Annotated in this window: 22 protein-coding genes; 8 read left to right on the top strand and 14 right to left on the bottom strand. The window is 70.1% G+C overall.

Annotated features, from left to right (window positions below):
• Positions 1–14: 14 nt before the first annotated feature.
• The 9 genes from ACIQCZ_RS04075 to ACIQCZ_RS04035 all read right to left on the bottom strand — a co-directional run bounded on the left by ACIQCZ_RS04075 (position 15) and on the right by ACIQCZ_RS04035 (position 8,454).
• Positions 15–1,331, bottom strand: a complete 1,317-nt coding sequence (locus ACIQCZ_RS04075) for a sensor histidine kinase (RefSeq protein ID WP_376211735.1) — start codon at positions 1,329–1,331, stop codon at positions 15–17.
• Positions 1,332–1,384: 53 nt separating this feature from the next.
• Positions 1,385–2,272, bottom strand: a complete 888-nt coding sequence (locus tag ACIQCZ_RS04070; RefSeq protein WP_376211737.1) for a DUF5936 domain-containing protein — start codon at positions 2,270–2,272, stop codon at positions 1,385–1,387.
• Between the two features lie 14 nt (positions 2,273–2,286).
• Positions 2,287–3,225: a type II secretion system F family protein gene (locus tag ACIQCZ_RS04065; RefSeq protein ID WP_351080313.1), complete on the bottom strand. Its 939-nt coding sequence runs from the start codon at positions 3,223–3,225 to the stop codon at positions 2,287–2,289.
• A 10-nt stretch (positions 3,226–3,235) separates the two neighbouring features.
• Positions 3,236–4,573: a CpaF family protein gene (locus ACIQCZ_RS04060; RefSeq protein ID WP_351080315.1), complete on the bottom strand. Its 1,338-nt coding sequence runs from the start codon at positions 4,571–4,573 to the stop codon at positions 3,236–3,238.
• Between the two features lie 59 nt (positions 4,574–4,632).
• Entirely contained in the window at positions 4,633–5,031 is a 399-nt protein-coding gene (locus ACIQCZ_RS04055; RefSeq protein ID WP_402279460.1) for a TadE/TadG family type IV pilus assembly protein, read from the bottom strand.
• Positions 5,028–5,420: a TadE family protein gene (locus tag ACIQCZ_RS04050; protein WP_402279458.1), complete on the bottom strand. Its 393-nt coding sequence runs from the start codon at positions 5,418–5,420 to the stop codon at positions 5,028–5,030. The genes ACIQCZ_RS04055 and ACIQCZ_RS04050 overlap by 4 nt, the downstream gene beginning before the upstream one ends.
• Positions 5,421–5,510: 90 nt before the next feature.
• Positions 5,511–6,797, bottom strand: a complete 1,287-nt coding sequence (locus tag ACIQCZ_RS04045) for a CpaE family protein (RefSeq protein WP_402279456.1) — start codon at positions 6,795–6,797, stop codon at positions 5,511–5,513.
• Between the two features lie 7 nt (positions 6,798–6,804).
• A complete protein-coding gene (gene cpaB, locus ACIQCZ_RS04040; RefSeq protein ID WP_402279454.1) occupies positions 6,805–7,512 on the bottom strand; it encodes a Flp pilus assembly protein CpaB in 708 nt (235 codons plus the stop codon).
• Positions 7,513–7,587: 75 nt separating this feature from the next.
• Positions 7,588–8,454: a hypothetical protein gene (locus tag ACIQCZ_RS04035; RefSeq protein ID WP_402279451.1), complete on the bottom strand. Its 867-nt coding sequence runs from the start codon at positions 8,452–8,454 to the stop codon at positions 7,588–7,590.
• A gap of 763 nt (positions 8,455–9,217) precedes the next feature.
• Between ACIQCZ_RS04035 and ACIQCZ_RS04030 the strand changes: the two genes are divergently transcribed.
• Both ACIQCZ_RS04030 and ACIQCZ_RS04025 read left to right on the top strand, forming a co-directional pair.
• Positions 9,218–10,885, top strand: a complete 1,668-nt coding sequence (locus tag ACIQCZ_RS04030) for a chitinase (RefSeq protein ID WP_402280214.1) — start codon at positions 9,218–9,220, stop codon at positions 10,883–10,885.
• A gap of 409 nt (positions 10,886–11,294) precedes the next feature.
• Complete coding sequence (locus ACIQCZ_RS04025; RefSeq protein ID WP_402279448.1) at positions 11,295–11,801, top strand: SigE family RNA polymerase sigma factor; 507 nt, start codon at positions 11,295–11,297, stop codon at positions 11,799–11,801.
• A gap of 16 nt (positions 11,802–11,817) precedes the next feature.
• On the opposite strand, the gene ACIQCZ_RS04020 is transcribed toward ACIQCZ_RS04025, so the two are convergent.
• Positions 11,818–12,348, bottom strand: coding sequence for a hypothetical protein (locus ACIQCZ_RS04020; protein ID WP_402279445.1), 531 nt, complete (start codon positions 12,346–12,348; stop codon positions 11,818–11,820).
• Positions 12,349–12,422: 74 nt separating this feature from the next.
• Here ACIQCZ_RS04020 and ACIQCZ_RS04015 point away from each other — a divergent pair, with 74 nt between their 5' ends.
• Entirely contained in the window at positions 12,423–13,646 is a 1,224-nt protein-coding gene (locus tag ACIQCZ_RS04015; protein ID WP_402279443.1) for a glycosyltransferase, read from the top strand.
• Positions 13,643–14,923 carry a glycosyltransferase family 39 protein gene (locus ACIQCZ_RS04010; protein ID WP_402279440.1) on the top strand — a complete coding sequence of 427 codons (1,281 nt, stop codon included), beginning with the start codon at positions 13,643–13,645 and terminating at the stop codon, positions 14,921–14,923. Before ACIQCZ_RS04015 ends, ACIQCZ_RS04010 begins: the two co-directional genes overlap by 4 nt.
• An 82-nt stretch (positions 14,924–15,005) precedes the next feature.
• On the opposite strand, the gene ACIQCZ_RS04005 is transcribed toward ACIQCZ_RS04010, so the two are convergent.
• The 3 genes from ACIQCZ_RS04005 to ACIQCZ_RS03995 all read right to left on the bottom strand — a co-directional run bounded on the left by ACIQCZ_RS04005 (position 15,006) and on the right by ACIQCZ_RS03995 (position 17,307).
• Entirely contained in the window at positions 15,006–15,416 is a 411-nt protein-coding gene (locus ACIQCZ_RS04005) for a RidA family protein (RefSeq protein WP_189545226.1), read from the bottom strand.
• A 6-nt stretch (positions 15,417–15,422) separates the two neighbouring features.
• Positions 15,423–16,181, bottom strand: a complete 759-nt coding sequence (locus tag ACIQCZ_RS04000) for an IclR family transcriptional regulator (RefSeq protein WP_402279436.1) — start codon at positions 16,179–16,181, stop codon at positions 15,423–15,425.
• 73 nt (positions 16,182–16,254) lie between these two features.
• Entirely contained in the window at positions 16,255–17,307 is a 1,053-nt protein-coding gene (locus ACIQCZ_RS03995) for a sugar kinase (RefSeq protein WP_402279433.1), read from the bottom strand.
• A 127-nt stretch (positions 17,308–17,434) separates the two neighbouring features.
• On the opposite strand from ACIQCZ_RS03995, the gene ACIQCZ_RS03990 reads away from it, so the two are divergent.
• From ACIQCZ_RS03990 to ACIQCZ_RS03980, 3 genes are all read left to right on the top strand, one after another.
• Positions 17,435–18,769 (top strand): alanine racemase, encoded by a 1,335-nt coding sequence (locus tag ACIQCZ_RS03990; RefSeq protein WP_402279431.1) that lies wholly within the window; start codon positions 17,435–17,437, stop codon positions 18,767–18,769.
• A gap of 104 nt (positions 18,770–18,873) precedes the next feature.
• Entirely contained in the window at positions 18,874–20,505 is a 1,632-nt protein-coding gene (locus tag ACIQCZ_RS03985; RefSeq protein WP_402279429.1) for an amidohydrolase family protein, read from the top strand.
• A 172-nt stretch (positions 20,506–20,677) separates the two neighbouring features.
• The gene (locus tag ACIQCZ_RS03980; RefSeq protein WP_402279426.1) at positions 20,678–22,219 is read left to right on the top strand and encodes a S8 family serine peptidase; all 1,542 of its coding nucleotides are present in this window, start codon (positions 20,678–20,680) and stop codon (positions 22,217–22,219) included.
• Between the two features lie 273 nt (positions 22,220–22,492).
• Here the strand turns inward: ACIQCZ_RS03980 and ACIQCZ_RS03975 are convergent, their stop codons facing one another.
• Positions 22,493–23,344 (bottom strand): siderophore-interacting protein, encoded by an 852-nt coding sequence (locus tag ACIQCZ_RS03975; RefSeq protein WP_402279424.1) that lies wholly within the window; start codon positions 23,342–23,344, stop codon positions 22,493–22,495.
• A gap of 84 nt (positions 23,345–23,428) precedes the next feature.
• On the opposite strand from ACIQCZ_RS03975, the gene ACIQCZ_RS03970 reads away from it, so the two are divergent.
• On the top strand, positions 23,429–24,250 hold the full coding sequence (locus tag ACIQCZ_RS03970; protein ID WP_402279422.1) for a TetR/AcrR family transcriptional regulator C-terminal domain-containing protein: 822 nt from the start codon (positions 23,429–23,431) through the stop codon (positions 24,248–24,250).
• The last annotated feature ends 100 nt before the right edge of the window (positions 24,251–24,350 follow it).

Raw genomic sequence — 24,350 nt, 5'->3', positions numbered from 1 at the left:
GAAAACGGAGCGGTTCATTCGGGCTGCTCCGCGCCGGCAGTGGCGAGCAGAGCTGCGATCGGGAGTTCCAGGCGGACCTCGGTACCCTTGGTCGCCTTTCCCTTTCCGATACGGATACGGGCGCCGATGGACGCGGCACGCTCGACCATTCCGACCAGGCCGAAGTGCCCTGCGTGCCGGAGGTCGTCGAGCGTCGTGCCCGGAGGCAGGCCGCGCCCGTCGTCGTACACGCTGACGCGCAGGACGTCGCCCTTCACACCCGCGAGTACGACGAGGTAGGTGGGTTGTGCGTGACGGTGGGCGTTCTCCATCGCTTCGGAGGCGATGGTGAGCAGCTGGCGGGCGACGACCTGCGGGACGTGCGGGATCGGTGCCTCGTTGAGCAGTCGGAAGGTTGCCGTGAGTTCATGGCGTCGGGTGAAGTCCTCCGCGCGTGCCCGCAGCTCCCGTACGACATCCACGCCTCCGTCCAGTCCGGATTCGCGGCGCAGGTCGGAGAGCAGTTCACGGGACTCGGCGGCGGCACGACGGGCGGCGCGGGCGACCAGTTCTGCCTGGTGCTTGACGGTGAGCGGGTCCATCCGGTCGGAGGAGACCGCCAGGCCGTCGGCTGCCAGTGCCAGTCCATGCAGGGTCTTGGCCACCGAGTCGTGCATTTCCCGGGCGAGACGAGCGCGTTCGCCCTCCACCGCCTCACTGACGGCGAGCCGCGCTTTGGTCTCGGTGAGAGCCTGACTGGCGGTTCCGAAGCGGAGAAGGAGGTTGCGCAACGTGACCCCGACCGCTCCCGCTATCACGCAGAAGCCCGGCAGGAGGAACGCCGTCGCATTGGCGGCTTCCAGTCTCGGATCGGTCCCGTACACACCGAGGACGATCGCGGTCTGGAGCGCCGCGAAGATGGCGGCGCCCCGCCAGCCGTGAACCAGCCCGGCCAGCATCGGGGTGCACACGGTGACGTAGGCGAGAGTGGATTCCGGTGAGGCGGTGATCAGCAGCAGAGCACCGAAGAAGGCGTCTATGCCGAGCAGCCAGGGGTGACGCAGCAGAACCGGGCCGAAGCGTTCCCAGTCACGGAACAGTACGTAACTGCCCATGAAGGTGACGAGGATGGCCGAGCCGATCAGCCATGTGGCCAGACCCGCGGCAGTGTGATCGATGGCGAACGGTGTGGCTACGGCGATCATGGCGAGCCGGAAGCCGAAGACCTGGCGGCACATCGCCTGAAGCGCGTTGAGCTGGATCGCGAACGCCGGGCGCGAGCCGGGATCGGCAATCGCCTGGCGTACCTGCGCGTTCAGTCCGGTCTGGATGCTGCCGAGCTGGAACGACATGAGCCTCTCACCTCCCCTCGGCGGGGTTCTGCCCACCGTCCGCCTCGTTCACGTCATCCGCCCATGAGGGTGCTGAAGTCGACGTTGACCCCGTAGACGAAGCCGACCGTCAGCATCACCAGCGTGCCGGGCAGAAGGAACGTGGTGACCGCGAACGTCGCCTTGGGAACGGCCCTGGCCGCCTTCCGGCGGGCGTTCTGGGCATCCGTGCGCCGCATGTCGTTGGCGATCTGGATCAGGGTCTCGACGATCGGCGCACCGAGCTCCTCGCCCTGCTGGAGCGTGGTCACGAACATCGCGACCTGCTCCGAGTCATTGCGCTTGCGCAGCTGCTCGAACGCCTCGCGGCGGCTGACACCCATGTCCATCTGGCGCAGGGTGATGCGCAGCTCGTCGGCCCAGGGGCCCTCGTACTTGTCGGCGACCCTCGCCAGGGCCTGCCGGAAGCCGAGGCCGGCGGAGACGACGACGGCGAGCACATCGAGGAAGTCGGGAAGGGTCCGGTCGATGTGGTCCCGGCGGATGCGGACCGCGGACCAGATGCCGACCTCGACCCAGAACAGTCCGAAGGCGATCAGTACCAGGGAGAGAAAGATCTGCCCCCGGATGATCATCGAGAAGGCGCCGAGCAGGCCGAGCCCGCCGTAGACGGCCCGGCGAGCGGCGTAGCGGTCGATGGTCAGACCGCCCGGGTTACCGGCCATGTCGATCTGGCGGCGCTTCTTGTTGACCGACTTGGGGCCCATCATGCGCAGCACCATGGGGGCCCAGCGCATGCCGAGACGGTCGATGCCGGAGCCGACCGCACTGGTACGGGTCGAACCGACTTCCAGCGCGATCGCGAGGTCACCGGGGAGCTTCGCATCGGCCCGGTACATGCGGATACCCGCGATGGCTCCGAAGACCGCGAGACCTATGACACCTGCGAGCAGCAGATCCATGTGTGCACCGCCCTTCAGACGTCGATCTTGGAGAGGCGGCGGATCACGATGAATCCGACCGCGTACAGGGCAAGGGAGACGATCACCGCGACCTGGCCGATGAACGCGCCGGTCATGCGGTCGAGGGCACCGGGCATCACCGCGTTCATCAGGAGCATGGCGCCCAGGCCGAAGGCGGGAACGGCATAGGCCGTGACGGTGACCTGGGAGAGCTGGGTCTTGACCTCGCGCCGGGTCTCCTTGCGTTCCTCCAACGTCTCGGTGAGGTTGCGCAGCGAGCTGACGACCGTACCGCCGGCCCGGTTGGACAGGACGAGCGTGGTGACGAGGACGACGAGTTCACGCGACGGCAGCCGGTCCGTCAGCTCGCTCATCGCGTCTTCGAGCGGCTCGCCGACGGCGAGGCGGCGGGACACCCTGGCCAGTTCTTCTCCCGCCGGGTCCTCCATCTCGTCGGCCGCCATACCGATGGACGTGCGCAGAGCAAGACCGGCCTGCGTCGCGTTGGCGAGGATACGCGCGAGCTCAGGGAGCTGGTTGATGAAGTGCTCGGTGCGTTTGGTCCGCTGCCAGTTCAGGAAAGCGTTGGTGCCCCAGAGGCCGATGAGCGCGGCGACCGGGCCGAAGAAGCTGGCGAGCAGGGACGAGGCGATCATCCAGAGCCCCGTCATGGCGACGACGGCGTAGACGAAGAACTCGCCCGGTGTGATGTCGAGGCCGGTGGCGGCCAGTTTCAGTTCGAGCTTCCGGCCCAGGCCGGTCTTCCGCAGTCGGCTGTCCAGTGCCCGGAACCGGCGACGGCGGCCCGCCTCCGGTACGTGTCCGGTGTGCGAGAGCCGGTCCACCAAGGCGTCCCGGTCGGCCTTGCCACCGCTGTAGGCGTGCAGCCCCGCGACGCCGGTGACACCCGCGAGCAGCGTGACGCCGATGGTGAGAAGAGGGAGATTAGTCATGGCACGGTACCTAGTTGGCCTCTCGGGTGGCGAGCTGTTCGGCGGAATCGGCAACCCCGAAGGCCTGCGGAATGGGCTGGCTGGCCATGTAGAGGCGCTCGGCGATCTTGCGCGGGATCGGGAGGTACTTGAACTCGCCGTTGATCCGCCCTTCGGCGTCCATGGGCTGGGCGTCGAACCGGGCAACGGACACGATGCGGTAGGGGTCCCTGCCGTGCGAGTCGAGAACGGCGATCTCGGTGATCTTGCGGGAACCGTCGGCGTGCCGGGTGAGCTGGACGATGACGTCGACGGCGCTGTTGATCTGGTCGTGCAGCGCCTCGAACGGGATCTCGATCTCGGACATCGAGGCCAGGGTCTGCAGACGCATGAGCGCGTCCTCGGCGTTGTTGGCGTGGACCGTGGCGAGCGAGCCGTCGTGACCGGTCGACATCGCCTGGAGCATGTCAAGCGATTCACCGCCACGGACCTCACCGACGACGATGCGGTCGGGGCGCATACGCAGGGAGTTGCGGACCAGGTCACGGATGGTGATCTGGCCCTTGCCCTCGACGTTCGCCGGCCGGGACTCCAGCCGGATGACGTGGCTCTGCTGGAGCTGGAGCTCCGCGGAGTCCTCGATGGTGACGATGCGCTCACTGTCGGGGATCAGGCCGGAGAGCGCGTTGAGAAGTGTCGTCTTTCCGGTACCGGTGGCTCCGGAGACGATCACGTTGAGTTTCGCCTGGACGAGCCCGGACAGCAGGATCAGCATCTGCTCGTCGAGCGAGCCGACGTTGATCATTTCCTGGAGGGTGAAGGCCCTCGGGAACCGTCGGATGGTGAGCGTCGCACCGGTCAGCGACAGCGGCGGGATGATGACGTTGACACGCTCACCACTGGGTAGACGCGCGTCGACCATGGGGTTGGACTCGTCGACGCGGCGGTTGACCGTCGACACGATGCGTTCGATCGTCTGCATCAGTTGTTCGTGCGAACTGAAACGCATCGGAAGCTGCTCGACCTTGCCCCTGCGCTCGACGAAGATCTGGTCCGGCCCGTTCACCATGATTTCGGTGATGGACGCGTCTTCGAGGAGCGGTTCCAGAATGCCGAGCCCGAGGGCCTCGTCGACGACCCGGCGGATCAGCTGGGTGCGCTCGACGGTCGAGAGGACCGGTCCTTCACGGCTGATGATGTGGCTGAGCACGCGCTCCAGCCGCGCTCGCCGGTCTGCGGCGGCGAGCGACGACATCTCGGCCAGGTCGATCTCTTCGAGCAGCTTGGCGCGGTAGGTGGCCACCATGTGGCTGTCCTCCCGCGCCCCGCCGTTCTTCTCGGGGGCGGTCATGCGTGCCCGCAGACTCATTGCGTAACTCCTCGCTCGGACTTGCTAGTGGTGCTCCGGTTGTGCCATGCGGGCCCGGCTCACCCTCGCGGCATGGTGGAACTGCGGGTGGCCCAACCCCAGTCGTCGATTCCGGGCACAACGGAGGGGATCCTCACGCGAGTGGTGTACGTCACTTCACCGGACCCACCATGGCGGCGGAACTTCGCGTTCTTGTAGCTGCTGAGCCAGTCGCTCATCGCGTCGCGCCCCGCCCGCTCGGAATCGCCTCTCGACATGTCCTGGGTGGCGGTACGCGCGGCCGCGCGGGCACCGGTGCCCGCCTGGTTGGCGGCGTACGCGGCGACTCCCAGCTGAATCGCGAAGAGGCCCACCAGGAGGAGCAGCGGAATGAAGCCCATGTACTCGATGGCGACTTGACCGCGGTCCCGGCGGGGTGCGGCGGTCCTCCGGCCCGGTGTGTGTGCGTGCATGCTCATCGCTCGGCCTCCAGCGGCGACGCGGCGTTGCCCTCGATGGTCATCGGCCAGTTGAGTACTCCGGGAACCAGTACCGGCACCCGCAGCTTCACCGTGGCCTTGTACAGCGCGCCGGTGCTTTCGCACTTCGTCCGCTTCATCGAGTCCCGCCAGACCGTCGGCAGGTCCTCCTCGGCCGCGTCCCGGCATGCCTGTCCTCGCATGCTCTGCGCGATGGCGCCCTTGTGTGCCGCCTGGTCCGCCGAGTTCCCCGCCAGGGAGAACGTGTAGCCGATCAGCGCGCACTGCCAGAGCGCGATCATCAGCAGGATGATCAGCGGTGTGACGCCCAGGAACTCGATCGCGGTCTGGCCGCGGTCGCGCCCCCGGCCGAGGAGACGCACGCGCATACCGCCCCGGATCGGGGCGACGTCACCGTAACGCCTTCCCTGTATCTCCGTGTCTTTCGTCTCGGTAAATGCCATCGGTCAACTTGCCCCCTAGGTCGTCGGCCGGTTCCGGGAGTCGCTGCCGCGGTCGCGTCGACGCCCGATCGAGCCTCGGTCGTTCTTGAACTTCGCGCCGCTCTTGGCGCCGTTCTTTTCCGCCTTCTCAGGAACCTTGACGATGCCGAGCTCGCCCGCAAGGGCCCAGAGGGCCTGTTTGACCGTGCTCTTGGAGTCGAGTTCGTGCAGTCGGCCGGCGTCGACGACGGCCTGGAGCTCCTTGAAGTTCGCCGGAATCGCGGTGTTGGCCGTGCTGGTGCCGGTGATCTTCTCGATCAGCTGCGGTTGGATCTCGGTGTTGCGGATGAAGCGGTTGACGACGGTGACCGTCTCCTCGGCCTTCCGGATCTGGAGCCGGTCCCACATGCGGACCAGGCGCTTGGCGCCGCGTACCGCGATCACATCGGGTGTGGTGACCAGCAGCGCCGTGTCGGCCATCTCGATGGCCGCGGCGCTGGCGCCCTGGAGCTGGCTGCCGCAGTCGATCACCACGACCTCGTAGCGCGACCGCAGGGCGCTGACGATCTGCCGGGCCGAACGGTCGCTGACCTCCTCGGCGCTCTCGCCCTCACCAGGAGCCAGCAGCAGCGCGAGGCCGGTGCCATGGCTGAACACGGCGTCGGAGAGGACGCGCGGCGAGATGTCGGTGATCGCCGACAGGTCGACGATGGAGCGCCGGAACTGCACATCGAGGTAGGAGCCGATGTCACCGGCCTGGAGGTCCAGGTCGACCAGGGCGACGGAGCGTCCGGACGCCTGGGCCGCTAGGGCGAGTTGTACGGCGGTGACGGTGGCTCCGACGCCGCCCTTGGCGCCACTGACCGTGATGACCGTACCGCCGGGGCCGGTGAAGACATCGGCCCCGGTGCTCAGGTGGCGGCGGACGCCGACCGACCACTGGGCGGCGGACTGGACCCGGTTGGCCAGTTCCTCGTAGCTCAGGGGCAGGGTGACGACACCTCGCGCCCCCGACTCCATGGCGTTCGAGAACAGGCCGGGGGTGACGTCGGCGGTGATCAGCACGACCCCGATGGCGGGGAAGCGCAGGGAGACCTCCCGGATCAGTTCCAGTGCCGGCACCGGGCCGATCCGCTCGTGGACCAGCACGACCTCGGGCAGTTCGTCGAGCGACTCGCCGGCGAGCCGGGCGAGGGTGTCGATGAGCTGGGTCGAGTCGCCGACCGGTGCGGCCGGTTCCGCGTCGGGAAGCTGGCTGAGCAGGGTGGTGACGGATCTGGCCGCGTCGACGTCACCGACGGCCGGGAGGATCCTGGTGGTCATGCGATCCTCACTTGTCCTTGTCGAGCGTGTAGGTGCGGTCGCCCGGACGGATGGTGCTGTCGCTGCCGGAGGCCAGGAGCGCGAGGCGTACGTGCTCCGCGAAGGACTCGGCGTAGGCGATGCGCTGGGTGTCGAGCGTGTTGAGCGCGAAGGTGATCGGGACGGCCTCGGTGCCCATGTTGGACTTGCCGTCGCGGTTCGGTTCCAGAGCGGTCAGCTTGCCGACGTCCAGCACCTTGGCGTTGGAGACGATGACCTTCGACTGGGAGGGGTCGCCGTCACGCTCACCGGCGAAGGTGGCGTAGATGTTGACCGTGGCACCGGGGGTGATCTTCCCCGCGACGCCGGTGGCGGCGTCGATCATGATGGCGATCTCCTGTTCCCCGGGCTGCAGTGCGGGGCGCTTCTGCATCATGTCGGACTGGAGCAGCGAGCCCTTGCGCAGCTGGGTGACGGCGATCTTGCCGCTCACCTCGGAGAGGTCGGTCACCGCGTTGGTGGAGAGCCAGCGCTTGGGCATCGAGATCTTCTCGAACTGCCCGGCCGACAGAGCGGTGTAGGGCGCCACATCGGACTTCAGCTGGTAGGCCGAGACTTCGGGCCCGACCTTGGTGTTCACGTCGCTGATCACCGAGAGCACGCCGGCGAAGGCGCCGAAGGCGCACAGAACCGACAGAAGCAGGAGTATCACGCCGCGGCGCTGGCGGGAGTTCATGGGCCGGACAACCTCGTTCGAATCGGATGCGTGGGGCAGCGGACAGGAGGGCGTCTACGGAGGAAAGCGGAAGCGCTAGGACTGCGGTGGTGCGAGCGCTCCCTGGCTGAGGACACCGGCGGAGTGCATTCGGCTCTCGGCCGCGGGTAGCGGGGAGGAGCAGAACCCGCAGCGGTCACCGATGAGTTCCATTCCGCACCAGTGGCAGTTCTCGCGACGCACGGAGGCCACCAACTGGTACAGGACGGAGATGTCTGGCAGATAGGCCGCGAATTCCACCAGTTTCCCGGTTCCCCACCATGCGGGGGATCCGGAGGGAAGCGCGGCTTCGTGAATGGACTGGACCTGCCACGCGGGCGCGAGGGTCTGCTTCACCCAGTCCGACTGCGACTGCCCTTTGGCGGTCAGCAGGTGGGTGGCGAATTCCGGGCCGGTCGGCGGGTCGGCCTTCGGACCGACCTTGACCAGCTGTGGTTCCGGGCTCGCGACCACGGCGAACTGGGATCCCGGCACCCAGGACTTGGCGTGCGTCCTGAGGTCGACCGGCACCCGGTCGAACTTCGTGACGGAGTTCAGCAGGGCGCCCGCGTGGATGTAGTGGGACAGCAGCCGGGCGGCGGAGGCGACCACTCCAGGGCTGAAGTCACAGATGGACAACTGGCGCAGCTGACGCACGAGTACGGCGACACCCAAGGGGGGGAGGTCCACCTTGAGCAGCGCGATGCGGTCGCTCTCCAGAACGGAACGCACAGCATACAGCCGACGCTCGTGGGCGGGCGCGATGCCGGTCGGGTAGACGGCGACGACGTAGCCGTGCTGTTCGAGCAGCACGTGCATGTCACCGATGGCCATCTCCAGCGCCTGGGCGTCGGGAGCCTGCAGCAGGGCAGCCGTCGGTGTCTGCTGGTCGGTCGGAGGTAGTACCAAATCAGCACTGGTCACTGCTATTGCGGTCGGCACGCTGTTCCCCGTTTCGGCTCCGGCCAAACGCCGGTCATGACGTAGGCCGCAATCGCTCCTGCTCCGCGGTTCTGCATCAGCACTTTATCCACGTCGTACCTGGCAGAGAACACTTTTCGGAGGCCAGTACGACAACAGCCGCGGGACAGCGGGGCCGCGCCCGGTGCTAAAACGGATCAAATCGAAAATCGTTAACTCCTGTACCACTGCGGAGTGTTACGAATCCACCTTCCGATTACCCGCGTCCCCGGAATTCGTCTTCGCACGTCAGACCGGACGCGGTACCTCCCGCACGACGCTCCGGCCGAGGCCGGGTCGTCACTGTGAGGACATCTGGATCACGTCACCCGCACGGGGGCGCACGAGGTCAACAAAACGTCAATTCATTTGCCGTTCAGGGCGGTTCCGGAACCTCTGCGGGGCGGAGCGCGGGCGGGTGGCGGAGCCGTCGGCGCGCGGCCGATCGAGGGCCGCCGTCACGGCTGTCACTGCCAGAGGTCTTGACAACTCGATTGGTCTGGACCAGTTTATCGGCCAGCGGTGGCCACCGTCGTTCACGTCCACTCCCCCGTCATCCCCGTGTCGCTCCCCGGACAGCCCCGGCACGCCGGTCGACCCCGCCGGCTCGCCCCGAGGCAGCTCGCACAGCTCCCAACTCCCCCACGGAGGCAGCAAAGTGGAATCTTCCCCCGCCAGCGGCCACAGAGCCCGCGGTCGCCACACCCGCCCGCTCCTCGGCGGTGCCATGGCCGTCCTCGCGGCCGGTGCGCTCACCGCCACCGGTCTCGTCGGCAGCGCACAGGCCGCCGACGTCAACGTCGCCAAGAACGCCGGCTTCGAGTCGGGGCTCGCCAACTGGACCTGTTCCGGCGGCAGCGGCACCACCGTCTCCTCCCCCGTGCACAGCGGCACCGCCGCCCTCAAGGCCACCCCGGCCGGCCAGGACAACGCGAAGTGCACCCAGACCGTGGCCGTGAAGCCCGACTCGACGTACACGCTCAGCTCCTGGGTGCAGGGCGGATACGCGTACCTCGGCGCGAGCGGCACCGGGACCACCGACGTGTCGACCTGGTCCCCCGGCTCCAGCGGCTGGACCCAGCTCACCACCAGCTTCAGGACCGGCCCGAGCACCACCTCGGTCACGGTGTACACGCACGGCTGGTACGGGCAGGCCGCCTACTACGCGGACGACATCTCGGTCAGCGGCCCCGACGGGGGCGGCGGCACCGACCCCACGCCCGAGATCCCCGGCGCGCCCGCCGGACTCGCGGTCGGCGCGACCACGTCCTCCTCCGTGTCCCTGTCCTGGAACGCGGTGTCCGGCGCGACCGGCTACACCGTCTACAAGGACGGGTCGAAGGCCACCACGTCCACCGGTACCTCCGCCACGATCACGGGTCTGTCCGCCGACACGGCGTACCAGTTCGCGGTCACCGCCACCAACGCGGCCGGAGAGTCCGTCAAGTCCGCCTCGGTCAGCGGCCGTACGGCCAAGGACGGCGGCGGCAACCCCAACCCGGGCACCTCGGTGCCCAAGCACGCGGTGACCGGCTACTGGCAGAACTTCAACAACGGCGCGACCGTGCAGAAGCTCAGCGACGTACCGGCGAACTACGACATCATCGCGGTCTCCTTCGCCGACGCCACGGCCACGCCGGGTGCCGTCACCTTCAACCTGGACACGGCGGGCCTGAACGGCTACACCGTCGACCAGTTCAAGGCCGACATCAAGGCCAAGCAGGCGGCCGGGAAGAACGTCATCATCTCGGTCGGCGGCGAGAAGGGGTCCGTTGCGGTCAACAGCGACGCCTCCGCCACCAACTTCGCCAACTCCGTCTACGCGCTCATCCAGGAGTACGGCTTCAACGGCGTCGACATCGACCTGGAGAACGGGCTCAACTCCACCTACATGACCAAGGCGCTGCGCTCGCTGTCGCAGAAGGCGGGCTCCGGCCTCGTCATCACGATGGCGCCGCAGACCATCGACATGCAGTCGACCTCGGGTGAGTACTTCAAGACGGCGCTCAACATCAAGGACATCCTGACCGTCGTCAACATGCAGTACTACAACAGTGGTTCGATGCTCGGCTGCGACGGCAAGGTCTACTCGCAGGGTTCGGTGGACTTCCTCACCGCGCTCGCCTGCATCCAGCTGGAGGGCGGCCTCGCCCCCTCGCAGGTCGGTCTCGGCGTCCCCGCCTCCACCAGCGGCGCAGGCAGCGGCTATGTGGCCCCTTCGGTCGTGAACGCGGCCCTGGACTGCCTGGCCTCCGGCACCAACTGCGGCACCTTCAAGCCCTCGAAGACCTACCCGGGCCTGCGCGGCGCGATGACCTGGTCGACCAACTGGGACGCCAAGTCCGGCAACGCCTGGTCGAACGCGGTGGCCCCGCACGTGCACGGCCTGCCGTAACCACCGGCCGGCATCAGTGACCAGCAGCGCCGCCGCTCCCCCGGCGGCGCTGCTGCACGTGTGCGGCCGGGCTCGGGGACATCTCCGGGGACTCTCCAGCCCTCCGACCGGCCCCCGGCCGAGCGACTTCGGCATCCCGCACGCCGGCGACCTCCCCCTGACCGGCCTCACGCTCGACACCATCGCCCCGTACCGCGCCGACGGTTCATGGCGAAGGTCAGCGGCACCGTCACCGGGTCGCGCCTCATGAACGTCCGGAGCCGCGACGCGGCAAAGGTTCCCTCCGAGCATCTCGCGCCCGTCGTCGACATGTCCTGTGATTCAGATCACGGGCCGCAGGTGCATCGTGGGCCGCGAGCCAGTGCCTTTTACAGGCTGTAGGCGACCGGCGAGAACAGGGACAGTGCGGATGGAGCAGAGTCGAGCCCGTGCGTTCGACGAGTTCGTGGCTGCCCGCTGGTCGGCGCTGGTCCACCTGGCCCGTCTGCTCGTCGGAGGCGATCGGCATCGGGCCGAGGACTTGGTGCAGGAGTCCTTGGTCAAGCTCTGGTTCGTCTGGCCGAAGGTCGCGGATGAAGCACCGGATTCATACGTACGCAAGGTGATGACGCGTGCGGCGGCACGCTCGGGACAGCGGCGTTGGTGGGGTGAACGCCCCGTCGAACAGCTGCCCGAGTCGGCGGCGGTCGGCGATGTGTCCGCGGACGTGGTGGAGCGTTCTCGACTGGAGGCCGCGCTGGCCCATTTGTCGCCGAAGCAGAGGGTGGCGGTGGTGCTGCGCTACTACCAGGACCTGCCCGAGAGTCAGGTGGCGGAGGTGCTCGGGTGCCCGGTGGGCACGGCTCGGTCCCATGCCGCACGCGGAGTGGCGCAGCTGAGGCAGCTCCTGGGCCATGTGAGCGAGCCGGTGCGGTGAAGGAGAACCCCATGGATCACTTCGAGCAACAGCTGGCACAGATGATGCGCGACACCGAATCACCCGTACCGTTCGAGCCGAAGCACCGGGAACGTCTCCGGGCAGGGGTGCGTGTCCGCTCTCGGAGACGGGCCGCGCAGAGGGCAGCCGGCTCCGTCCTGGCCGTCGTCGGCCTCAGCGTCGGGCTGCTCCTGCTGCCCAGCCATGCGAGCCGGGTCGAGCCCAGCCACCCCGGCCCACAGCCCGCGACGAGCCCGTCGCCCTCCGCCTCGCCCGCGACACCCGACGCGTCCCCGAGCGCACCCTCCTCCTCGGGCGCCTCCACTGCCCCCGCGCTCCCGGGCGGGACCGCCGCGACCACGCCGCCGGCCACGACCGGGAGAACAGCCACGGCCACCGAGATCCCGCCCAGGAGCACGGAGGACGCGTCGCCGCCCTCGACCTCGGCCCCGCCGCCGACCTCGACCCCGCACTCGACCTCGACCCCGCCTTCGGGTACGGCGACCGCGCGGAACCAGCCGTCGACCGCCCCGCCCTCGCTCGCCACCCCGTAACACCTTCGCGCACCGTCGCCCCGAGTGCCTTCAGCCTGCCCCGCATCAGATCAAAAAGGGACAAAATATGAGAAACCAAGGGTCACTTGCCCTGAAGGACCTGAGCCGGCTGCCGCACCGCGCACCGGTGGCGACGCACCACCCGGAGCCCGTCCTGGACGTGGTCGTCCCCGTGTTCAATGAGGAGAAGGATCTGGAGCCGAGCGTGCGGCGGCTCCACGCACACCTGGGCGAGACCTTCCCCTATCCGTTCCGTATCACCATCGCCGACAACGCCAGCACGGACAGCACCCCGCGGATAGCCGCTCGGCTGGCAGACGAACTCCCCGAGGCACAGTGGCTTCGGCTGGCCGAGAAGGGGCGCGGCCGGGCGCTGCGTACCGCCTGGTCGCTCTCGTCGGCCCCCGTACTCGCGTACATGGACGTGGACCTGTCCACGGAACTGACGGCGTTGCTGCCGCTCGTGGCCCCGCTGCTCTCCGGCCATTCCGATATCGCCATCGGCACCCGTCTGGCCCCCGGTTCCCGGGTGGTGCGCGGCCCCAAGCGAGAGATCACCTCTCGTTGCTACAACGCCCTGCTGCGCTCCGTCCTCGCCGTGGGCTTCTCCGACGCGCAGTGCGGATTCAAGGCGGTGCGGCGTGATGTGGCCGAGCGACTACTGCCCCTCATACAGGACTCGGAGTGGTTCTTCGACACCGAACTGCTGGTGATTGCCGAGCGTGCCGGGCTGCGCATCCATGAGGTGCCGGTCGACTGGGTGGACGATCCCGACACCCGGGTCGACATCCTCGCCACGGCGCTGGCCGACCTGCGCGGCATCGCCAGGATCGGCGGTGCACTGGCGCGGAACAGGCTGCCGCCGGGCGGGTCGCTCCGGGACGGGGGCGCCGACACACCGGGCAGGCTCGCCACCCAACTCGTGTGCTTCGCCGCCGTAGGAGTCGTCAGCACCCTCGCCTACCTGCTCCTCTACGCGGCGCTGCGCCCGATGGCCGGATCCCAGGCCGCCAACGCACTCGCGCTGCTGGTCTGCGCCGCCGCCAACACGGCCGTGAACAGGCGGCTCACTTTCGGCCTCCGTGGCCGCGGCGGTGTGCTGCGCCACCAAGGCAGGGGTTTGGTCGTCCTCCTGATCGGTCTGGCGCTCACCGGCGGATCGCTCGCCGCCCTGCACCACGCGGTGCCCTCGGCCGGGCAGGCCACCGAACTCGCCGTGCTCCTCGCCGCCAACCTGGCCGCGACGCTGCTGCGGTTCCTGCTCTTCCGGGCGTGGGTGTTCCGCGCATGATCAACACCACCGCCCGTACGACCGCGACCGCCACCCCGGGCCGGAACGCGGGGCTGTCGCAGCAGCCCCCCACCGCGGGCCCCGACCGCCGGCGCCGGCTGCGCCGTACAGCCGAGCACTACGGACCCGTACTGGCCGTCTACGGCACGCTCAAGTTCATCGGCTTCGCCGCCTTCATGTGGCTGCTGCACTCCGCCGGGGACTACCGCACAAGGAACCCGCGCTTCGGCGGCGGCGTCCATCCGTGGGACGTCCTGGCCAGCTGGGACGGCTGGTGGTACCAGCAGATCGCCGTGCACGGGTACGACCCTCGGCTGGTCCCGATCCCCGGCGCCACCGGCCCCATCACCCTCGAAGGGAACTCGGCGGCGTTCTTCCCGCTCTACCCGGCGCTGATGCGGCTGGTCTCCGAGCTCACCGGCCTCGGCCCGTACGGCGCCGGCCTGCTGGTCTCCATCGTCGCCTCCCTGGCCGCCGCGCTGGGCATCTACGCCGTCACCGAACGCCTCGGCGGCAGACGGGCCGGGCTGGCCGCAGCCGGGCTCTGGGCCGTCTGGCCCGGTTCCGGCGTGGAGTGGGCGGTCTACTCCGACTCCCTCTACGTGGCCCTGGCCGTCTGGGCCTGCCATGCCGTCCTGAGCCGCCGCTGGCTCACCGCCGGTCTCCTCACCTGCGTGGCAGGGCTCAACCGGCCCACCGCCGTGGCGCTGATCGCCGCCGTGGCCGTCGCAGCCCTGCTCGCGCTGCGCCGTCGCCGGGACGGCATCCTGCGTCCGCTGGCCGCGATGGCCGTCGCCCCGCTCGGCCTCCTCGCCTATCTCGGCTGGGTGGGTCACCGCATGGGGGACTACGGCGGCTACTTCAGACTTCAGTCCGGTGCCTGGGCCCATGAGTGGGACTACGGCCGGCACACCCTCGACGTCCTCACATCCGTCCCGGTGGGCCACTTCGACTATCTCTCCGCCTGGCCCTTCGCGGACCTGATCGGCGTCGGTGTCGTCCTGCTCGCGCTCGCACTGCTCACGCTGCTGATCCGGCTGCGTCCCCCGGCCGTCCTGATGGTCTACACCGTCCTCACCCTCGTCCTCGTCCTGGGCAGCCAGCAGATATTCGGCAACGTCTCCCGCTATCTGCTCCCCCTCTTCCCGCTCTTCCTCCCGCTCGCCCTCGCCCTGCGCCGCCTCAGACCGACCCACCAGCTCGTGCTCCTCGGTATCGCGGCCCTGGCTTCCGGCTCGTACGCGGGCTACGGCCTTTTCGAACTCGGCGTCCCGTAACCGACGGGCCCAGGAACGGGCACGGCGCTCCCGTGGTGCGGGGCGCCGTGCCGTGGGCGGTGGAGCGGGTGCGGCAAGTGGATCAGCCGAGGACCGCGAGCGCGTCGATCTCGATGAGCAGGCCCTTGGGGAGGCCGACGTAGACCGTCGTACGGGCGGCGGGGGCCGCCTTGAGGTTCTGCTCGGCGAAGTAGCTGTTGTAGATCTCGTTCATCTCCGCGAAGTGGTCGACGTCCGTGAGGTAGACGCGCATCATCATCACGTCGTCCCAGCTCGCGCCGCCCTCCTCCAGGATCGCCTTGACGTTGGCGAAGGTCTGGAGGGTCTGCTCGCGCAGCGTGGGACCGGCGGGGGTGGGGGCCTGGCCCTCCACGGCGGGGAGGAAGCCGACCTGGCCGGCGACCTGGAGGATGTTCCCCTTCTTCACTCCGTGCGAGAACTTCGCGGGCGGGGTGGTGTGGGTGCTCGGGGTGAGGGCGATCTTCTCGGTCATGGCTGTTCAGGTTCTCCTGGGTTGGTCGGTGCCGGAGTACTCCCGGCTGATGGTGTCGGCGGTGCGGCGCACCAGGGGGAGCAGGGTGAGGAGTTCCTCGGCCGTGACGACGACATTGGGCGCGGAGACCGACATCGCGGCGACGACCCGCCCGTCGGCGCCCCTGATGGGGGCGCCGATGCAGTTGATGGACTCCTCGTGGCCGCCGAGGTCGGTGGCCCAGCCCTGTTCGCGGACGGCGGCGAGTTCCTTGAGGAAGGCACCGGCGTTCGGGATCGAACGGGACGTGTACATGGGGTAGTCGAGCTTCTCGGCGATGGCGCGCCGCTCGGGCTCGGTGAGGTCGGCGAGGAGCAGCTTGGCCACGGCGGCGACGGTGATCGCGACGGGCTTGCCGATCCGCGAGTACATCCGGACCGGGTAACGGCTCTCGACCTTGTCGATGTAGAGGACCTCGTGCTCCTCGTACACCGCGAGATGCACGGTGTGGCCGCAGCTCTCGTTGAGTTCGACGAGGTGGGGGTGGGCGATCTCCCGTACGTCGAGGTTCTCGACGGCCTCCTGCGCGAGCGCGAAGAGGCGGGCGCCGAGGCGGTAGCGCTGGTCCTGCTGGCGGTAGACGAGTCCGTGCTCGTGGAGCGTGCGGAGCAGGCGCAGCGCGGTGGACTTGTGGACGCCGAGCCGTTCGGCGACCTGTCCGAGGTCGGCGGGTCCCTGGGCGAGCAGCGGCAGGATGCTCAGTGCCCGGTCGACGGTCTGACTCATGTGCGTGCCTCGCTGTTCCCGTCCCGGCCCTCGCCCGGGACGCCCCTCTCGTCCGTTCGCTCTCCGCGCCCGCTCACGTCGTACGTACCTCCTGGTCGTGCCCCGTCCACCCGGGGCCGAGACGAAGTCTCCCCCAGGCGTCGTCGTCCAGAGCGGCAAGGGCGTCGGCGTGCGCGCGGGCCGGAGGTCCGGTGAGGTCGCCGGGGACGGTGAGGACGGCGGCGGCCATCAGATGGCCGTGCCGGACGCGGTCGCGTACGGGGAGGGCGCGCAGGGTGGCGGAGAGGAACCCGGCGGCGAAGGCGTCGCCCGCGCCGACGGGGGCGACGACGTCGACCCGGAGGGCGGGGACGGTGGTGACGGTGTCGGCCCCGTCGGCCCGCGAGAACACCGTCGCCCCCTCGCCGCCCCGCTTCACGACCAGCACCGCCGGTTCGGGCAGCGCCGCGCGGATCGCCTCCGCGCCACGCACCTGCCACGCCTCCTCCGCCTCGTCCTCGCCGACGAAGACCAGGTCGCAGCGGCGGGCCAGGTCCAGGAGGACGCCGGAAGCGGCGTGGGCGTCGCGCCACAGGCCGGGGCGGTGGTTGACGTCGAAGGAGACCAGCGGGCGGCCGGGCCGGGGCGCCGTCAGGTCGTGGAGCAGGGCCAGGCAGTCGGCGGAGAGCGCCGCCGTGATGCCGGACAGGTGCAGGACGCGGGCGGCGGGCAGCGCCTCGTACGGGACGTTGTCCGGGGACATCGCGGAGGCGGCGGATCCGGCCCGGTAGTAGGCGACCTCGTGCACATCGGTGGCCCGGTCCGTCGCCGTGCGGAAGTAGATCCCGGTGGGCCGGTCCGGATCGCGCCGCACGGCGGAGGTGTCGACCCCGTACCCGGTGATCGCCTCCACGAGGTGATCACCGAATCCGTCGGCGCCGACCCGGCTGACCCAGGCCGTCCGGTGCCCGGCCGCGGCGAGCGCGCAGGCGACGTTGGACTCGGCGCCGCCGATGCCGCGACCGAAGGAGGGTACGTCGGCGAGGCGTCCGGGCTGCGACGGCAGGAACGTCACCATGGACTCGCCGAGGCACACGACCTCGGCGGCCGTGGCGGTCTCGGCGGTCCTGGCCGGGGTTCCGGACACTCGGGGCTCCTCGCGGGGTAGGTGGACTTCGGTGATGCGGGGCGGCGGTCGTGGGAGCGGTGGAGCCGGCTCTCGGCATTGACCCGGCGTCGGCTCGGATGTTAGACAGCGTCAAGCGATATACGCAATGAGTGTTGCATATGCTGCAACGACTACTTCGATCGAGGAGGCCCCCTTGGCCGCCGACCGTCCTGTGGCCGGACTTGCCGACGAGCTGGTCGACCACCGCTTCAAGGCGCTCCCTCCCGACGCGGAGGGCCTGACCGTGGGCGCCCTCGCCGCCGAGCGGCGCAGCCTCTTCACCGGCGGCTTCACCACCCCGGTGCTCGCGCTGTCCGCCGAATCGGTCGAGCACAACCTCGCGCTCCTGGAGACGTACGCGGAGCGCCACGGGCTCGCCTTCGCCCCGCACGGCAAGACCTCCATGTCGCCGCAGCTCTTCGACCGCCAGCTGGCGCACGGCGCCTGGGGCATCACCGCCGCCGTACCGCACCAGGCACGGGTCTACCGGGCGTACGGGATCCGGCGGATCTTCCTCGCCAACGAGCTGGTCGACGCGGCGGCCCTGCGCTGGCTGGCCGGCGAGCTGGACGCCGACCCGGAGTTCCGCTTCATCTGTTACGTCGACTCGGTGCGCGGCGTGGAGCTGATGGACGAGGCGCTGCGGGCGGCGGGCGCCTCCCGTCCCGTCGACGTCGTCGTGGAGCTGGGCGCGGGCGAGGGTGCCCGCACCGGCGTCCGGACCGAGGCCGAATGCGCGGCGGTCGCCGACGCGGTGGCCGCCACCGGGACCCTGCGTCTGGTGGGCGTGGCCGGCTACGAGGGCGAGGTGCCGGACGCGTCCGGCGAGCGGGTGCGCGAGTGGCTGCACCGGCTCGTCGCGCTGGCCGTCGACCTCGACCGGGCGGGCCGGTTCGCGGCGACGGCGGCCGAGGGCATCGTGATCAGCGCGGGCGGCAGCGCGTGGTTCGACGCGGTGGCGGACGTGTTCGCGGACATCCCGGACCTCTCCGCCCCGGTGCTCAAGCTGCTGCGTTCGGGGGCGTACGTCTCGCACGACGACGGCCACTACCGCCACCTCACCCCGTTCAACCGCGTCCCCGAGGAGGGCGCCCTCCAGCCCGCCTTCCGGCTCTGGGCGCAGGTCGTCTCCCGGCCCTGTGCCGAGCAGGCGTTCCTCAACGCGGGCAAGCGGGACGCGGCGTACGACCTCGACCTCCCGCAGGCGCAGGTCGTACGGTCCGGCCGCGACGGCACGGTCCGGCCCGCGACGGGGATCACGGTCAGCGGCCTGTCGGACCAGCACACCTGGCTGCGCACGGAGCCGGACGCGGAGCTGGAAGTGGGCGACTGGGTGGGGATGGGCCTGTCGCATCCGTGCACGAGCTTCGACAAGTGGCAGCTGATTCCGCTGGTGGAGGCGGACGGCACGGTCACGGACTACATCCGCACCTTCTTCTGAACCCTTCCCGGGTCCGGGGCTCCGGCCCCGGACCCGGATCCGGATCCGGATCCGGCCCCTCGAACGCCGGAGGGGCTCGATTCCGCTGAAAGGCGGCCCATTTCATGGACCTGGTCATCCGCAACGCCCTCGTCGTCGACGGCACCGGCACGCCCGCCCGCCGCGCCGACGTGGCCGTCGACGACGGCCGGATCGCCGGGATCCACCCCGAACACGCACCCGGCCCGCGCCCCACCGCCCGCCGCACCCTCGACGCCGACGGGCTCGCCCTCTCCCCCGGCTTCATCGACATGCACGCGCACAGCGATCTCGCGCTGCTCCGCGACCCGGACCACAGCGCCAAGGCCGCACAGGGCGTCACGCTCGAAGTCCTCGGCCAGGACGGCCTGTCCTACGCCCCGGCCGACGACCGGACGCTCGCGGAGGTGCGGAGGGCGATCAGCGGCTGGAACGGCGGTGCGCCCGAGGACACGGATCTCGACTTCGACTGGCGCACGGTCGGCGAGTACCTGGACCGGCTGGACCGCAACTTCGACGGCCGGGGCATCGCGGTCAACGCCGCCTACCTCGTCCCGCAGGGCACAGTCCGGATGTACGCGATGGGATGGGAGGACCGGCCGGCCACCGAAGCCGAACTGGCCCGGATGAAGGAACTCGTCGGCCAGGGCATGGCGGACGGCGCGGTCGGCATGTCCTCAGGCCTCACGTACACCCCCGGCATGTACGCGGACGACGCCGAACTCACCGAACTGTGCCGGGTGGTGGCCGAGCACGGCGGCTACTACTGCCCGCACCACCGCTCGTACGGGGCGGGGGCGCTCGACGCGTACGCGGAGATGGTACGGCTCACCCGGAACGCGGGCTGCGCCCTCCACCTCGCCCACGCCACCATGAACTTCGGTGTGAACGAGGGCCGGGCGCCGGACCTTCTCGCCCTTCTCGACGACGCCCTCGACGCGGGCGCGGACATCTCGCTGGACACCTACCCGTACACCCCCGGCTGCACGACCCTCGTCGCGATGCTGCCGAGCTGGGCGAGCGAGGGCGGGCCCGAGGCCGTCCTCGCCCGGCTCGCGGACGACGCGACGGCAGAACGGATCCGGCACCACCTGGAGGTGCTGGGCTCGGACGGCTGCCACGGCGTGCCGATCGAGTGGGACACGATCGAGATCTCGGGCGTCAGCGTGCCCCGTCTCGCCGACCACGTCGGCCGTACGGTGGCCGAGTCCGCCCGGCTGCGGGGCGAGGCGCCCTGGGTGACCGCGCGCCGGCTGCTCGTCGACGACCGGCTCGGCTCGACCATCCTCCAGCACGTGGGCCACGAGGAGAACGTCCGGCAGATCATGCGCCATCGGGTGCACACCGGCGGCAGCGACGGCATCCTCCAGGGCGACAAGCCGCATCCTCGCGCGTACGGCACGTTCCCGCAGTATCTCGGCCGGTACGTGAGGGAGTTGGGCATCCTGTCCCTGGAGGAGTGCGTCGCCCACCTCACCTCCCGCCCGGCGACGCGGCTGCGTCTGGCCGACCGGGGGTACGTGCGCGAGGGCTACCGCGCCGACCTGGTCCTCTTCGACCCGGAGACGGTGGCGGCCGGCTCGACGTTCGAGCAGCCGCGTACGTTGCCCGTCGGCATCCCGCACGTGCTGATCGACGGCCGCTTCGTCATCGAGGACGGCCGCCGTACGCAGGTGCTGGCGGGCCGGGCCGTACGGGGAGCGGGCCGCACCCGCTGATCCGGTCGGAAGGCCCCCACGACCACAACGGCGACCGGTCGTGGGCGCGACCCGCACGGGTGGCAGGCGCGTGAACGGGTTCCCTGCGAACAGTCAAGTGACCTCTTCGATCAACTTGTTGAGTCTCCCGACGCGTCATACCACCCGTACCGCGAACCAACTGGAGACCTCTATGACAGCGCCGCGCGCGTGCTCCCGTCGCCTCGTCGCCCTTCCACTGGGGATGGTCATGGCGACCGCCCTCGCCATCCTGCCCGACGTCACGGCGTCGGCGGCCGAGGCGGTCCCGACGGCCGCGACGGCCACGACGGCCACGACGGCCGACGCGACCTCCCTCAGCTACATCGTCAACGTCGATACCGGAAAAGGCCCGTCCACGACGGTGAAGAAGGCCATCGCCGACGCGGGCGGCACCATCGTGATCTCGTACGACCGGATCGGCGTGATCGTCGTCCACTCCTCGAACCGCGACTTCGCCCGGACCGTCCGCAGGGTTCCGGGCGTGCAGTCGGCCGGCGTCACCCGCAACGCGCCCCTTGCCCCGCAGTCGACGACCGAGGCCGGCGCGACGCGGGTGCTCAGCGCCGAGGAGGTCGCGAGCGCTCGGGCGGCCGAAGGCCAGGACCCTCTGGAGCCGTCGCAGTGGGACTTGCCCGCCATCAAGGCGGACAAGGCGCACGAGAAGACGCTCGGCAGCCGCGACGTCACGGTCGCCGTCATCGACACCGGCGTGGACGACACCCATCCCGACCTCGCCCCGAACTTCGACCGCGAGGCGTCCGTCAACTGCGTCTCGGGCAAGCCGAACACCGCGGACGGGGCCTGGCGGCCGAGCGCGTCGGAGAACGCCGCCCACGGCACGCATGTCGCGGGTGTGATCGCGGCGGCCAAGAACGGCATCGGCATGACCGGCGTCGCGCCCGGCGTGCGGGTCGCCGGCATCAAGGTGGCCACCCCGGAGGACTACATCTACACCGAGGCCGTGGTCTGCGGCTTCGTCTGGGCGGCCGAACACCATGTGGACGTCACCAACAGCAGCTACTACACCGACCCCTGGAACTTCAACTGCCTCGACGACCCGGACCAGAGGGCACTCGTCGACGCCGTCACCCGGGCCTCGCAGTACGCGGAGCGCAAGGGCACGGTCAACGTCGCGGCCGCGGGCAACGAGCGCCGCGACCTGGACGCGGACTCCCTCACCGACCCCGCCTCCCCGAACGACGGCACGCCGGGCGACCGCGTGATCGACCCGCACAAGTGCTTGGTCCTGCCGCCCCAGCTGCCCGGTGTGGTGACCGTGGCCGCGACCGGCGCGAAGGGCATCAAGTCGTCGTTCTCCAACTACGGTCTGGACGTCATCGACGTCGCCGCGCCCGGAGGCGACTCCATCCTCTACCAGCCCCCGGCCGCGCCGGCCGTCGATGGTGGGATCCTCGGCACGATGCCCGGCGGCACGTGGGCCTACAAGTCGGGCACGTCGATGGCGTCCCCGCACGTCGCGGGGGTGGCCGCCCTCATCAGATCGACGCACCCGCACGCCACCGCCGGCCAGGTGAAGGCCCTGCTGTACTCCGGGGCCGACGCCACGCCGTGCACGGATCCGTACGACATCGACTCCGACGGCAAGATCGACGCCGTGTGCAAGGGGCCGAAGAACCACAACGGGTTCTACGGGCGCGGGATCGTGAACGCGTTGAACGCCGTGACGAGGTAACGGCCCGGTGCACGACAGAGAGTGGATCAGGCCGTAAGCGGCTTCCGCGCGCGAGGGGCCTGGCCGTCGACTCCGTCGGTCGATGCCGGCCCCTTCATGAGGCCCGTCGCCGTCGGGCGACGGGCCTCAGTGATTCGTAGTCCTGGTGGAGCAGCGTGCGGAGTCGGACGCGGTGCATCGCAAGGCGGAGGGACGTCCGCACACCGGATGTATGCGGACGTCCCGACAACGCGGCGAGGCGCCGCCTGTCGTCGCGCGCCCGGTCACGAGCCCTCAGGACGGGTCCTGGTCCTCCGCCGCTCGCTCCTTCGCCCAGGCCAGGTCCTCCTCGGTCGGGGCGTCGTCCTGGGTGAGGCGCTCCCGCCAGTAGCCGCTGAACTCCACGGCCCGCTTGGGCAGTCCGCACTCCTCGACGAGATGACGGCGCAGGACCCGTACCGCCCCGGCCTCACCGGCCAGCCATGCCACGCCGGATCCGGCGGGCAGCACGGCGCCCCTCACCGCGTCCACCAGCTGCTCGCCGCGGTCCCGGTGCACCCAGTGGACGGCCACCTCGCCGGGCGATGCGAGCGCCTGCTCCTCCGCCTCGTCGGCGACCTCGACGTACGCCACCGCCCGCGCCCCGGCCGGGAGGGATTCCAGGAGTGTCCCGATCGCCGGGAGCGCCGTCTCGTCCCCGGCCAGCAGCAGCCAGTCGGCGGCGGGCAGCGACCGGGCGTACGCCGACGACGGACCGACCATGCCGAGAACGTCCCCCGGGCGCGCGTCCCGGCCCCAGCGGGCGGCGGGTCCGTCGTCCCCGTGGAGCACGAAGTCGACGCTCATCACGCCGCTTTGGCGGTCGTACGCGCGGACGGTGAAGCTCCGCATCAGTGGACGCTCCGGTTCGGGGATCGCGAGGTACGCCTCGTACCACCGCATGCCGTAGACGTCGTCGGCGTCCGGCTCCGGAAGACGGGGCGCGCCCTGCCCCGCCCTCGGGAAGCAGAGCTTCATCTGCTGGTCGGGCCGGTCCTCCAGGAGTTCCGCCAGCGCGTCCCCGGTGAAGGCGACGCGCGCCGTCCGCGGGGTGATCCGCTCCACCCCCACGACCTGTACGTACGACACGGGCAAGGCCTGACCCATCGCGGCACCCACTCTCTGCGACTGATACTTTATGGCATAAGGAATTGACTTGGCGAAGTTACTTTATGGCGTAAGGAGTCGCAAGTGGTGGTCTTTGCCGGACAGGGCGATGCCCGCCGTTCGATGTTCCTGCTCTGGCGCGCCGAACAGCCGGCGCGACCACGCCGCACACCCGCGCCGGGTCCCAGACCGGGGCTGAGCGTCGACGCGATCGTGACCGCCGCGATCGCCGTCGCCGACGAGGACGGCATGGCCGCGCTCTCGATGCGCGCGGTGGGCGAGCGGCTGGGACGAACCGCGATGGCGCTCTACACGTATGTCCCCGGCAAGAGCGAGCTGCTGGACCTGATGTACGACGCGGTCCACGCCGAACTGCCCACGGAGTACGCCGGTGCCGGCGACTGGCGTGCGGCGCTGACCGATTGGGCGCACGACACGCTCGCGTTCCACCTCCGCCACCCCTGGGTGCTCCAGGTCTCCCAGGCCCGCCCCGTCCTCGGTCCGCACGAGTACGCCGCCCTGGACACTCTCGTACGCCTCCTGAACCGCACCGGGCTCGACGCCGCCCTCCTGCGGCGGCTGGTCGGCACGCTGTCCCACTTCCTCCGCGGCTGCGCCGGGACGGTCGCCGAGGCGCGGCAGGCGGCGGCGGAGACGGGCGAGCCGGACGAGGAGTGGTGGTACGCCCGCTCGGCGCTGCTGGGCGAGGTGGCACCCGACTTCGCGGACCGCTATCCGGGCCTGAGCGCCATGGAGAGGGCGTCCGCCCCGCAGCCGGCCCCGGCCGCTCCCGGTGACGAGGCGATGCCGTACCTGGAACGCGAGGCACGGGAGACGTTCACCGTCGGACTCGGCGTGCTGCTCGACGGGATCGATGCGGCGATCCGCAGCGCCGCCGACCGGTGAGCCGGTGCGGGCCGCACGGCAGCGCGCGTGCGGCCCGTACCGGCCGCGGACGACCCTCCCCCGCGGTACCGGCGCACTCGGCCGTCGGGTGCCGCGGGAT

It is taken from the genome of Streptomyces sp. NPDC093149 (genome assembly GCF_044754145.1).
Lineage (GTDB): Bacteria > Actinomycetota > Actinomycetes > Streptomycetales > Streptomycetaceae > Streptomyces.
The sequence above is the reverse complement of the archived record's forward strand: the minus strand, read 5'-3'. Positions and strand labels throughout refer to the sequence as shown.

Bases quoted from the DNA above. Each gene is read 5' to 3' on its own strand.
- ACIQCZ_RS04065 (WP_351080313.1), bottom strand. From the start codon at position 3,225: ATGACTAATCTCCCTCTTCTCACCATCGGCGTCACGCTGCTCGCGGGT.
- ACIQCZ_RS04010 (WP_402279440.1), top strand. From the start codon at position 13,643: ATGATCAACACCACCGCCCGTACGACCGCGACCGCCACCCCGGGCCGG.
- ACIQCZ_RS04070 (WP_376211737.1), bottom strand. From the start codon at position 2,272: ATGGATCTGCTGCTCGCAGGTGTCATAGGTCTCGCGGTCTTCGGAGCC.
- ACIQCZ_RS04060 (WP_351080315.1), bottom strand. From the start codon at position 4,573: ATGAGTCTGCGGGCACGCATGACCGCCCCCGAGAAGAACGGCGGGGCG.
- ACIQCZ_RS04005 (WP_189545226.1), bottom strand. From the start codon at position 15,416: ATGACCGAGAAGATCGCCCTCACCCCGAGCACCCACACCACCCCGCCC.
- ACIQCZ_RS04000 (WP_402279436.1), bottom strand. From the start codon at position 16,181: ATGAGTCAGACCGTCGACCGGGCACTGAGCATCCTGCCGCTGCTCGCC.
- ACIQCZ_RS04045 (WP_402279456.1), bottom strand. From the start codon at position 6,797: ATGACCACCAGGATCCTCCCGGCCGTCGGTGACGTCGACGCGGCCAGA.
- ACIQCZ_RS04015 (WP_402279443.1), top strand. From the start codon at position 12,423: ATGAGAAACCAAGGGTCACTTGCCCTGAAGGACCTGAGCCGGCTGCCG.
- ACIQCZ_RS03975 (WP_402279424.1), bottom strand. From the start codon at position 23,344: ATGGGTCAGGCCTTGCCCGTGTCGTACGTACAGGTCGTGGGGGTGGAG.
- ACIQCZ_RS03990 (WP_402279431.1), top strand. From the start codon at position 17,435: ATGAGTGTTGCATATGCTGCAACGACTACTTCGATCGAGGAGGCCCCC.
- ACIQCZ_RS04055 (WP_402279460.1), bottom strand. From the start codon at position 5,031: ATGAGCATGCACGCACACACACCGGGCCGGAGGACCGCCGCACCCCGC.
- ACIQCZ_RS04030 (WP_402280214.1), top strand. From the start codon at position 9,218: ATGGCCGTCCTCGCGGCCGGTGCGCTCACCGCCACCGGTCTCGTCGGC.
- ACIQCZ_RS04050 (WP_402279458.1), bottom strand. From the start codon at position 5,420: ATGCGCGTGCGTCTCCTCGGCCGGGGGCGCGACCGCGGCCAGACCGCG.
- ACIQCZ_RS04025 (WP_402279448.1), top strand. From the start codon at position 11,295: ATGGAGCAGAGTCGAGCCCGTGCGTTCGACGAGTTCGTGGCTGCCCGC.
- ACIQCZ_RS04075 (WP_376211735.1), bottom strand. From the start codon at position 1,331: ATGTCGTTCCAGCTCGGCAGCATCCAGACCGGACTGAACGCGCAGGTA.
- ACIQCZ_RS03985 (WP_402279429.1), top strand. From the start codon at position 18,874: ATGGACCTGGTCATCCGCAACGCCCTCGTCGTCGACGGCACCGGCACG.
- cpaB (WP_402279454.1), bottom strand. From the start codon at position 7,512: ATGAACTCCCGCCAGCGCCGCGGCGTGATACTCCTGCTTCTGTCGGTT.
- ACIQCZ_RS03980 (WP_402279426.1), top strand. From the start codon at position 20,678: ATGACAGCGCCGCGCGCGTGCTCCCGTCGCCTCGTCGCCCTTCCACTG.